Genomic DNA, 11,358 nt, shown 5'->3' on the forward strand with positions numbered 1-11,358 from the left:
CGAATTTGCGGCCGGAGGCGACCGGCACGCGAGGAGAAGACGATGAACCAAGAAATTATGAATCTCTTCAACCCGACGACGCCGGCTCAGGTCTTCGACCAGATCCGGATCTCGATCGCGTCTCCAGAGAAGATTCTGTCCTGGTCCTACGGCGAGATCAAGAAGCCGGAGACCATCAACTACCGTACCTTCAAGCCCGAGCGCGACGGCCTGTTCTGCGCCCGCATCTTCGGGCCGATCAAGGATTATGAGTGCTTGTGCGGCAAGTACAAGCGCATGAAGTACAAGGGCATCATCTGCGAGAAGTGCTCGGTCGAGGTCACGCTGTCGCGCGTCCGGCGCGAGCGCATGGGCCATATCGAGCTCGCAGCCCCCGTCGCCCACATCTGGTTCCTGAAGTCGCTGCCCTCGCGCATCGGCCTTCTGCTGGACATGACGCTGAAGGATCTCGAGCGGATCCTCTACTTCGAATACTACGTCGTCCTCGAGCCGGGTCTCACCGCGCTCAAGGACCGTCAGCTCTTGTCGGAAGACGAGTACCTGAAGGCGCAGGACGAGTACGGCCAGGACAGCTTCACCGCCATGATCGGCGCCGAGGCGATCCGCGAACTGCTCAAGGGCATGGACCTCGAGAAGCTCGAGGCTTCGCTGCGCGTCGAGATGCAGGAGACCGATTCCGACATCAAGCACAAGAAGCTGGCCAAGCGCCTGAAGATCGTGGAAGCGTTCCGCCACTCCGGCAACAAGCCGGAATGGATGATCATGACCGTGGTTCCGGTGATCCCGCCAGACCTGCGTCCGCTGGTGCCGCTGGACGGCGGCCGCTTCGCGACCTCTGATCTCAACGACCTCTACCGCCGCGTCATCAACCGCAACAACCGGTTGAAGCGGCTGATGGAGCTGCGCGCGCCGGACATCATCATCCGCAACGAGAAGCGCATGCTTCAGGAAGCGGTCGATGCGCTGTTCGACAACGGCCGCCGCGGCCGCGTCATCACCGGCGCCAACAAGCGTCCGCTGAAGTCGCTCGCCGACATGCTCAAGGGCAAGCAGGGCCGGTTCCGTCAGAACCTGCTCGGCAAGCGCGTCGACTATTCGGGACGTTCGGTGATCGTGGTCGGTCCCGAGTTGCGCCTGCATCAGTGCGGCCTGCCGAAGAAGATGGCGCTCGAGCTGTTCAAGCCGTTCATCTACTCGCGGCTTGACGCCAAGGGCCTGTCCACCACCGTCAAGCAGGCCAAGAAGCTGGTCGAGAAGGAGCGGCCCGAGGTCTGGGACATCCTGGACGAGGTCATCCGCGAGCATCCGGTGCTGCTGAACCGCGCGCCGACGTTGCACCGCCTCGGCATTCAGGCGTTCGAGCCCGTGCTGATCGAGGGCAAGGCGATCCAGCTTCACCCGCTGGTCTGCTCGGCGTTCAACGCCGACTTCGACGGCGACCAGATGGCCGTGCACGTTCCGCTGTCGCTCGAAGCGCAGCTGGAAGCGCGCGTCCTGATGATGTCGACCAACAACATCCTGCATCCGGCGAACGGCCAGCCGATCATCGTGCCGTCGCAGGACATCGTGCTCGGTCTCTACTACGTCTCGATCATGCGCGAAGGCCTGCCCGGCGAGGGCAAGGTGTTCGGCGACATGGCCGAGCTCGAGCACGCCCTGCATGCGAAGGTCATCCATCTCCACACCAAGATCAAGTACCGGTGGGAAGGCATGGACGAGACCGGCAAGGTCACCAAGCGCTGGATCGAAACCACGGCCGGCCGAGTCATGCTCGGCAACCTGCTGCCGAAGAACCCGCGCATCTCGTACGAGATCATCAACAAGCTGATGACCAAGCGCGAGATCTCGGGCGTCATCGACCAGGTCTACCGTCACTGCGGCCAGAAGGAGACCGTGATCTTCTGCGACCGCATCATGGCGCTGGGATTCTACAACGCGTTCAAGGCCGGCATCTCGTTCGGCAAGGACGACATGGTCGTGCCGCACGGCAAGTGGAAGATCGTCGACACCACCCGTACGCTGGCGAAGGATTTCGAGCAGCAGTACAACGACGGTCTGATCACCCATGGCGAGAAGTACAACAAGGTCGTCGACGCCTGGTCGAAGGCCACGGAAGAAATCGCCAAGGCGATGATGAAGGAGATCTCCGCCACCAAGAAGACGGCGAGCGGAGCCGATGCCGACATCAACTCGATCTACATGATGGCCCACTCCGGTGCCCGCGGTTCGCCGGCCCAGATGCGCCAGCTCGCCGGCATGCGCGGCCTGATGGCCAAGCCGTCGGGTGAGATCATCGAGACGCCGATCATCTCGAACTTCAAGGAAGGCCTCTCGGTCCTCGAGTACTTCAACTCGACCCACGGCGCCCGCAAGGGCCTCGCGGACACCGCGTTGAAGACCGCGAACTCGGGCTACCTGACCCGTCGTCTCGTCGACGTCGCGCAGGACTGCATCATCACGCAGAGCGACTGCGGTACCAAGCTCGGCATCAAGATGCGCGCCATCGTCGACGCCGGCACGGTGGTCGCTTCGCTCGGCTCGCGCATCCTCGGACGCACGGCCTGCGAGGACATTCGTGACAGCTCGGGCAAGGTGATCATCAAGCGCGACACGCTGATGGAAGAGAGCCATCTGGACGCCATCCAGCAGGGTGGTGTGCAGGAGGTGAAGATCCGCTCGGCGCTGACCTGCGAACTCGTCAACGGCATCTGCGGCAAGTGCTACGGCCGCGACCTCGCCCGCGGCACGCCGGTCAACCACGGTGAAGCGGTCGGCGTCATCGCGGCTCAATCGATCGGTGAGCCGGGCACCCAGCTGACCATGCGCACCTTCCACATCGGTGGTGCGGCGCAGCTCAACGAGCAGTCGTTCGTCGAAGCCAATTTCGACGGCAAGATCGTGATCAGGAACAAGGCCATCGCCCGCAACAGCGAAGGTCACCTGATCGCGATGGTGCGCAACATGGTGGTGGCGATCGTCGATGCCGACGGCACCGAGCGTGCGACGCACCGCGTCCAGTACGGCTCGCGCCTGCACGTCGACGAAGGCGACATGGTCAAGCGCGGCCAGCGCATCGTCGAGTGGGATCCCTACACCCGTCCGCTCCTCACCGAAGTCGAAGGTACCATCGGCTTCGAGGATCTGGTCGAGGGACAGTCGATCTCGGAAACGCTCGACGAGGCCACCGGTATCGCCAAGCGCGTGGTCATCGACTGGCGCTCGACCCGCGGCGGCTCGGACCTGCGTCCGGCCATCGTGGTCAAGGGCAAGGACGGCAAGGTGCTCAAGCTCGCCCGTGGCGGCGATGCCCGCTACATGCTGTCCGTCGATGCCATTCTCTCGGTCGACATCGGAGCCAAGGTCGCGCCGGGCGACATCCTCGCCCGTATCTCGACCGAAAGCGCCAAGACGCGTGACATCACCGGCGGTCTGCCGCGCGTGGCGGAGCTGTTCGAGGCACGGCGTCCGAAGGATGCGGCGATCATCGCCGAGATCGCGGGCACCATCCGGTTCGGGCGCGACTACAAGAACAAGCGTCGCATCTCGATCGAGCCGATGGACAAGACCGAGGAGCCGCGCGAGTACCTGATCCCGAAGGGCAAGCACATCCACCTTCAGGACGGCGACGTCGTCGAAAAGGGCGACTTCATCGTGGAAGGCAACCCGGCGCCGCACGACATCCTGGCGATCAAGGGCATCGAGGAGCTCGCGGCCTATCTGGTCAACGAGATCCAGGAAGTCTACCGGCTCCAGGGCGTGCTCATCAACGACAAGCACATCGAGGTGATTGTCCGTCAGATGCTCCAGAAGGTGGAAGTCACCGATCAGGGCGATACGGACATGATCTCCGGCGAGCAGGTCGACAAGATCGAGTTCGACGCGCTGAACGAGAAGGCCAGGGAAGAGGGCAAGAAGCCCGCCACGGGAACGCCGGTTCTGCTCGGCATCACCAAGGCGAGCCTCCAGACCCGCTCCTTCTTCTCGGCGGCCTCGTTCCAGGAGACCACCCGCGTCCTCACCGAGGCGGCGGTCAACGGCAAGATCGATCCGCTCGAAGGCCTCAAGGAGAACGTCATCGTCGGCCGGCTGATTCCGGCGGGCACCGGCGCCTCCATGGCCAAGATCCGCGAAGTCGCGATGAAGCGCGACAAGCTGATCCTGGACGAGCGCGAGAAGCAGGCGTCTGTCGTGCCGCCCGCGCCGGAGGCGGAGCTTCCTGCGCTGCCGCCCGCGGAATGATCGTTCATCCGTAGGAATACCGAGGACAATGAAAAGGCCGGCGCAAGCCGGCCTTTTTGCTGCTTTCTTTGCTTGCTGCGTTGCAGGATCAACCTTTGTTCATCTTTCCTTCAGAAGCAAAAGCGCTTCTGCTAGGGAAGCTTAGACCGGTGGATCCCGTGACGGGGGCAGGGCCGGAGACCACGGAACTGATATGCTTGACCTCGCAATCGTAGGCGGCGGCCCCGGCGGGCTGATGAGCGCCTGGTATCTGAAACGTAAGCTCGGCGACCTCTGCCGCGTCACCATCTTCGAGGCGTCGGACCGGCTCGGCGGCAAGATCCTCACGCGAAAGTTCGATTCCGCGCCCGCGATGTACGAGGCCGGTGTTGCCGAGATCTACGACTACTCGATGACGGGTCCGGATCCGCTGCGCGAACTGATCCAGCATTTCGGCCTGCAGACGATTCCGATGGATGCCGAGCAGGTGCTGTTCGGCGGCGAGCTGCTCGACGACGTGCCCGGCATGCGCCGCAAATACGGCGCCAAGACCGCGGCCGCGATCGAGGCGTTCCGTAAGCGCTGCACCGAAGTGATGTCGCCGATCGAGTATTACGAAGGCGTCGGCGCACACGACAACGAGAATCCCTGGGCCTACAAGACCGCCGAGCAGGTGCTCGACGAGGAGGTCGAGGACGACACCGCAAAGCGTTTCTTCAAGGTGATGGCGCGCTCGGACATCGCGACCGAAAGCCACAACACCAACGGCCTCAACGCGCTCAAGAACTATCTGATGGACGTCGACGGCTATATTGGCCTCTATTCCATCCAGAACGGCAACGAACAGCTGATCGAGTGCCTGCAGTCGGAGGTCAATGCCGACATCGAGCTCAATCATCGCGTGCTCACCGTCGGCAAGGCGCCGACCGGCCGCTACCAGCTCAAGATGATGAACGGCAAGGGCCCGGAGACGCGCGACTTCGACCTCGTGCTGGTCTGCCTGCCGCATTCCTGGCTCGCCACCATGGGGTGGGAAGGCGAGCAGCTGCGCAAGTCGATGGTCAAGCACGTCTCGTATTTCGACCGTCCGGCGCACTATTTGCGCGTCTCGATCCTGTTCGACGAGCCGTTCTGGGGCGAGAAGATTCCCGGCGCCTGGTTCATGTCGGAAGCCTTCGGCGGCTGCTGCGTCTACAACGAGGGCGCGCGTCACGATGTCGGCAAGCATGGCGTCTTGAATTGGCTGATTCCCGGCTCCGACGCGCTGGCCTTCGCCAATCTCTCTGATCAGGAGCTGATCGACGCCGCGCTGAAATCGCTGCCGGCCTCGCTCGGCGATGCCCGCGCGCATTTCATCGAAGGCAAGATCCACCGCTGGCTGTCGTCGGTGAATGCGCTGCCTGGCGGTCTGCCCGTGCGCGACGTCATGACCAATCACCGGCCGGAGCCGAAGGAGCATCCCGGCATCGTCGTGGTTGGTGACTACCTGTTCGACTCGACGCTGAACGGCCTGCTCGACTCCTCGGATGCGGCCACCGACATCATCCTGACCGAGATGATGCGCCTGCGCCGCGAACGCGCGCAGCAGGATAAGCCGCTCTCCGACAAGATCGACCGCGACTATTTCGAGAACTATCGCGGCATCGGTCCCTATCACGAGGTGTGGCAGCACTTCACCGATCCCGATTATCTGACAAAGCTGATCGGCATCGTCTGGGGCAAGGCCAAGGGCTCGAAGCTTCTTGTCGCGGGCTCGGCGAGTGGGGAACTGGTCGGCGCGCTGCGCGAGCGCGACATCGATGCCTGGGGCATCGAGAACAACCGTGCCGTCCATGCCAAGACGCCGAAGGCGCTGAAGAAGTACAACAAGCTCGGGTCGGTCACCGGCATGCCGTTCAAGGACGGCAGCTTCGATTTCGTGTTCGAGACCAGCCTGTGCCATGTGCCCCCGAAGCAGGTGGTCCGCGCGATCCGCGAGCTCAACCGCGTAGTCAAGATCGGCCTCGTGTTCGGCTCGGTCACCTCGGACATGGCGCCGGCTCTGATCGACCGCTACGACCTGCTGCGCGGGGTCAAGAAGCTCGGCACCTGGTGGGAGTGGTCCGAGCTGTTCTTCGGCAACGGCTTCGATCTGTCGATGCACCGCAAGGACTGCACGGATGCGCTCTGGGAGGCGACGCTCGCCGCCGGCAAGGGCCCGGGCCAGTGGTACGCCGACGCGGACTCTTTGCGTTATTCGTTCTTCGACAAGGTCGAGGACGAGGACGACGACTAGCCCTCAAGATCGGGTGAATTCGCCAATTGCTTTGCCGAATTCATCATGATCGCATAGAATCGGTGCGATAGCGGCTCTCTGCTGTCTCATGCTTTCTCTGCGGTCATGCCGGCCGTCAGCATCGGTTGGTTTCATGGCGTCCAAGCCTCTCTCGCCCGACAAACAGAAGCTCGCCGCCGGAGAGGCGGCCGAGCTCGACGACAAGCTCGCCTCCACCGCCAAGCCCGATCTCGAAGAGGCCGAGGACGACGAAGACGAGGCGGATGACGAGCTGGAGCTCGACGACGACGATGAGGACGAGGACCTCGTCGTCTTTACCGCACGCGAGGCCGCCGGCGCGCTCGCGACCATCCTGGGTTTCGTCAGGCCCTATCTGACCAACTACAAGCGGATGCTGTCATTCGTGGCGTTCGGCGTCGTCGTCGAGACGCTGTTCAACGTCATCATGCCGCTCAGCCTGAAGTACCTGATCGACGACGCGCTCGGCGAGGAGGATTTCCAGGCCCTGTACAAGATCCTCGGCGTGCTCGCGGCCGCCGGCATCTTCACCTCGATCGTCGCCGTCTGGTACGAGCGCTGGGACGCGCGGCTGGCTGCCTGCATCATCTCCGACGTCCGCAAGCGTCTGTTCGAGCACGTCCAGGACCTGCCGGCAGCCTATTTCGGCCGCACCAAGCGCGGCGAGATCCTGTCGCGTTTCTCGGTCGACCTCTCGGCCTTCGAGAGCTCGGTGAAAAGCTTCGCCAACAGCGCCGCGCTGCCGTTCCTGGAATTGATCGCCGGCATCATCCTGATGGTGTTCCTGAACTGGCAGCTCGCGGTGGTCGCGCTGCTGGTATTCCCGATCACGCTGATCGGCCCGCGCATCCTCACTCCGAAGGCGGTGCAGGCCAATTACGAGCAGAAGCAGAACGAAGCCGCGCTGCTCGGCATGGTGCAGGAGAACATCGGCGCCCAGGCGGTGATCAAGGCGTTCAGTCTCCAGCGCAAGATGTTCAGCTTCTTCAGGTTCCGCAACGACGAGACCCGCAACAGGATCGCCTCGGCCGCGTTCCTGTCGACCATGGTGGAGCGGACGGTCACCATTTCGGTCTTGCTGCTGCACCTCGTGGTGCTTGCGATCGGTGCGTATCTGGCGACCAAGGGCCAGATCACCATCGGCACCTTCGTCACCTTCGAGAGCGCGTTCTGGGAGGTCTCCTACAACATCGCCCACGTAATGCATTTCATCCCGGTGTCGATCTCCTCGGCCGCCGCAATCCGCCACATCCAGGAGCTGCTCGACGAGCCGACCCGCGGCGCCGATCGGCCCGGCGCGCCCGATCTGCCGCGCATTACCCACGACATCACTTTCGACCGCGTGACATTCCAGTACGAGGGCAGCCAGACGCCGGTGCTGGACAATCTCAGCCTCAAGCTGAACGTCGGCAAGAGCATCGCCATCGTCGGCCCGTCGGGCTCGGGCAAGAGCACGCTGCTCAACCTGATCCTGCGGCTGTACGTGCCGGACGAGGGGCGCGTCACCATCGACGGCGTCGATGTCCGCAAGGTCACCCTGGATTCGCTGCGCCGGAGCATGGCCGTGGTGTTCCAGGAGAACATGCTGTTCAACATGTCGATCCGCGAGAACATCCGGCTCGGCAAGGAAGGCGCGACCGACGCGGAGGTGGAGGAGGCGGCCAAGAAGGCCGAGATCCACCGCTACATCATGAGCCTGCCGCAGCGCTACGACACGCAGGTCGGCGAGCGCGGCGACACGCTCTCGGGCGGCCAGCGCCAGCGTATCGCGATCGCACGTGCGATCATCCGCAATCCGTCCGTTCTGCTGCTGGACGAGGCCACCTCGGCGCTCGACCAGACCACGGAAGCCGCGATCAACCGCACGCTGCTGAAGGTCGCCAAAGGCCGCACCATGATCTGGTCGACCCACCGCCTGACCTCGGTGGTCGAGATGGACGAGATCATCGTGATTTCAGGGGGCAGGGCGATCGAGCGCGGCTCGCACGCCGAGCTGCTCGCCAAAAACGGCACCTATCGCCAGCTGTGGAACGACCAGATCCACCAGCCGCACGGCGCTGTGGCTCAGGCCGACGACGACAGTGACGATGACGACGAGGATGAAGACGACCTCGCGGATGATGAGGACGAGGACGACGAGGAGGAGTGACCGAGGAAGTTCGGCTCCAGATCGAAGGCGCCTCCGAGCGGCCGCAGCAGCCCCTGGACCGACCACGCGATGAAGCGCGCCCAGCGCTGCGCCGCCCAGTAGGGGCTCCTCTCAGTCGAGACTGAGCGGAAGTCGAACGCCTTCGCCGCCGACCATTCGTCGCAAGCCCGCTTGACCGGATCGGTGTAGAACGAGGCGAGCTTGGCGGCATCCATCCCGTCGGAGGCCAGCCATCGCGGGATGTAGACGTTGCAGAGCCGCTCGACGTCGGTGAAGACCTTGTCGCAGCCGGTGCCGGCGACCGGGCAGGAGGTCGAGAAGGCATCGCCCACCAGCACGAGGCCGGGCTGGCCCCTTGCATCGTTCACATAGAGATCGACCGGGCGGATCTTCAGCTCGCCGGGGATGTCGAAGAGGCCGTGATGCGCTTGAGCCGGGGCAGGGCGGCATGCAGAGTCTCGGCCGGGACGCGGCGCAGCTCGCGCAGCCAGGGATCGTCGAAGCCGCGATACACGAACAAATTGGCGCGCATCCGCGGGCCGATCGGAAACAGCGTGATGTAGGGGATGCGGTCACTCGGCCGCTCCGAAAAATAGGTGAGGGCCGGAAAATCGAACGCATTGCGCCCGGCCGGGACAACGTCGAATCCGATCGAGATCGAATGGCAGGCGCTGACGGTTTTTCGCGCGATGCCGAGCTGGTGGCGCAGGCCGACATTCAGCCCGTTGGCGAGCACGACCAGGCGGGCCGAGATGGTCTCGTCGTCGGACAGCGTGATCCTCTGCCGCTCCTCGCTCGTCTCGATCGCGATCGCCTTGGCAAAGATTCGCTCGACGCTCGCAGGAATCTCGGCGCGGATGGCGTTGACCAGGGAATCGTAGAGGATGTTGAACTGCCGGCTCGGTGCCTTGTCGAGCAGCCGGCCGAATCTCGCGATCCAGTTCTCGCCCGAATAGGTCGCGCGCCGCAGCACTGATTCTGCGATTCCGGTCTTCAGGAATCGCTCGACCTGCACCTCGCCACTGAGTTTTTCGACCCTGAAGTCGGCCGGATAGGTCTCATGCGGATCGATCAGCACGGTCGAAACGCCGGCGCGGCCGAGCATCGCGGCGGCGGTCGAGCCAGACAATCCCCCGCCGATGATGGCAATGTCGGTGTACCGCATGGCGCAAATCTCTGCCGAAGGCGGCAGATTGCCGCATCAACAGGAAAAAAAGCCTTAGCGCGCGTCATAAAAGTATATTTCGTCCGGACATAAATAGGCTGCTGGGCTAGCGGAGGACGCCCGGTGTTCCCATATCAGGCAGGCGTGGTGAGGCGGTAAAAGTTGATTTCGATAGGCGCGAGAAGCGTTTTGGGACTGTCGTTTCACCTTGACTTGACCGATTCTCACTTATAGAAAGCGCCTCACTTAACGACAGGCGGTGAGCATCGCCAGCGTCGGAACGGGCCACCCGTTTGATCCTTTGGGATCGCAAGACGGGCACCAACCTCGACGAATGCCGCTCAAACGCTGTCGATCATAGCTAGGCAATGCCAGTGCGATTTTAGTTCTCTTGAGCAGGTTCTCTTGAGATCGAACTCGGATGCATGACCTCGGTACGCGGGCCGCAGCTTTACGCTGATCGGCCTCAATATCGCGGTCCTCTGTGGCGTCGAAGCGCTTTCCGCTCGTTGATGGAGCGGTTGGCGCAATTTCGCTTTGCGCGGATTGTTCCGCGCGAGGCGGCCTCGTCGGGCGGGTGGCCCGAACAGAATTTGCGGTCCCGGGAACGGGCCGCGCCAAGACAGCGGGCCCGCAAGGGGCCGCGGCAGAACAAAGGGTAAGGCCAGGATGCCGACGATCAACCAGCTGATCGCTCAACCGCGGGAAGTGCAGAAGTCGCGCAAGAAGGTGCCGGCGCTGCAGCAGTCGCCTCAGAAGCGTGGTGTTTGCACCCGCGTGTACACCACGACCCCGAAGAAGCCGAACTCGGCGCTTCGTAAGGTTGCCAAGGTGCGCCTGACCAACGGCTTCGAGGTGATCGGCTACATCCCCGGCGAGGGTCATAACCTCCAGGAGCACTCGGTGGTCATGATCCGCGGCGGCCGCGTCAAGGACTTGCCCGGCGTGCGCTACCACATCCTCCGCGGCGTCCTGGACACCCAGGGCGTCAAGAACCGTAAGCAGCGTCGTTCGAAGTACGGCGCCAAGCGTCCGAAGTAAGCGGGAACCAAGCCTATGTCTCGTCGCCACTCTGCGGAAAAGCGCGAAGTTCTCCCGGATCCGAAGTTCGGGAACATCATCGTGACGAAGTTCATGAACTCGGTGATGTACGCCGGCAAGAAGTCCGTCGCCGAAGGTATCGTCTACGGCGCGTTCGGCATCATCGAATCCAAGACCAAGCAGAACCCGCTCGGCGTGTTCGAGCAGGCGCTCGAGAACGTCATGCCGACGATCGAGGTTCGCTCCCGTCGCGTCGGCGGCGCGACCTACCAGGTTCCGGTCGAGGTTCGCTCGACCCGCCGGCAGGCCCTGGGCATTCGCTGGCTGATCGCGGCTGCGCGCGAGCGCAACGAGAAGACGATGACCGAGCGGCTCTCGGCGGAGCTCTTGGACGCGTCGAACAACCGGGGGAACGCCGTCAAGAAGCGCGAAGACGTGCACCGCATGGCGGAAGCCAATCGCGCCTTCTCGCACTATCGCTGGTAACGGCGA

Annotated in this window: 5 protein-coding genes and 1 pseudogene; 5 read left to right on the forward strand and 1 reads right to left on the reverse strand. The window is 63.3% G+C overall.

Features of this window, described 5'->3' with window-relative positions; all coding sequences use genetic code 11:
- Positions 1 to 42 precede the first annotated feature (42 nt).
- The 3 genes from rpoC (at position 43) to ACRQ5Q_RS17970 (ending at position 8,660) form a co-directional block, all read left to right on the forward strand.
- Positions 43 to 4,239, forward strand: a complete 4,197-nt coding sequence (gene rpoC, locus ACRQ5Q_RS17960) for a DNA-directed RNA polymerase subunit beta' (protein ID WP_439368803.1) — start codon at positions 43 to 45, stop codon at positions 4,237 to 4,239.
- 193 nt (positions 4,240 to 4,432) lie between these two features.
- Complete coding sequence (locus ACRQ5Q_RS17965; protein ID WP_439399285.1) at positions 4,433 to 6,493, forward strand: FAD-dependent oxidoreductase; 2,061 nt, start codon at positions 4,433 to 4,435, stop codon at positions 6,491 to 6,493.
- 133 nt (positions 6,494 to 6,626) lie between these two features.
- Positions 6,627 to 8,660 carry an ABC transporter ATP-binding protein gene (locus ACRQ5Q_RS17970; RefSeq protein ID WP_439399287.1) on the forward strand — a complete coding sequence of 678 codons (2,034 nt, stop codon included), beginning with the start codon at positions 6,627 to 6,629 and terminating at the stop codon, positions 8,658 to 8,660.
- Here ACRQ5Q_RS17970 and ACRQ5Q_RS17975 read toward each other — a convergent pair.
- Positions 8,576 to 9,825 (reverse strand): annotated as a pseudogene (locus tag ACRQ5Q_RS17975) (FAD-dependent oxidoreductase). The gene ACRQ5Q_RS17970 and the pseudogene ACRQ5Q_RS17975 overlap by 85 nt on opposite strands.
- Positions 9,826 to 10,494: 669 nt before the next feature.
- Between ACRQ5Q_RS17975 and rpsL the strand changes: the two are divergent.
- Complete coding sequence (gene rpsL, locus ACRQ5Q_RS17980; protein ID WP_007603006.1) at positions 10,495 to 10,866, forward strand: 30S ribosomal protein S12; 372 nt, start codon at positions 10,495 to 10,497, stop codon at positions 10,864 to 10,866.
- 15 nt (positions 10,867 to 10,881) lie between these two features.
- The gene (rpsG, locus tag ACRQ5Q_RS17985; protein ID WP_018647239.1) at positions 10,882 to 11,352 is read left to right on the forward strand and encodes a 30S ribosomal protein S7; all 471 of its coding nucleotides are present in this window, start codon (positions 10,882 to 10,884) and stop codon (positions 11,350 to 11,352) included.
- Positions 11,353 to 11,358 lie beyond the last annotated feature (6 nt).

Origin of the sequence: Bradyrhizobium sp. PMVTL-01 (genome assembly GCF_051861855.1) — a bacterium.
Taxonomy (GTDB): domain Bacteria; phylum Pseudomonadota; class Alphaproteobacteria; order Rhizobiales; family Xanthobacteraceae; genus Bradyrhizobium.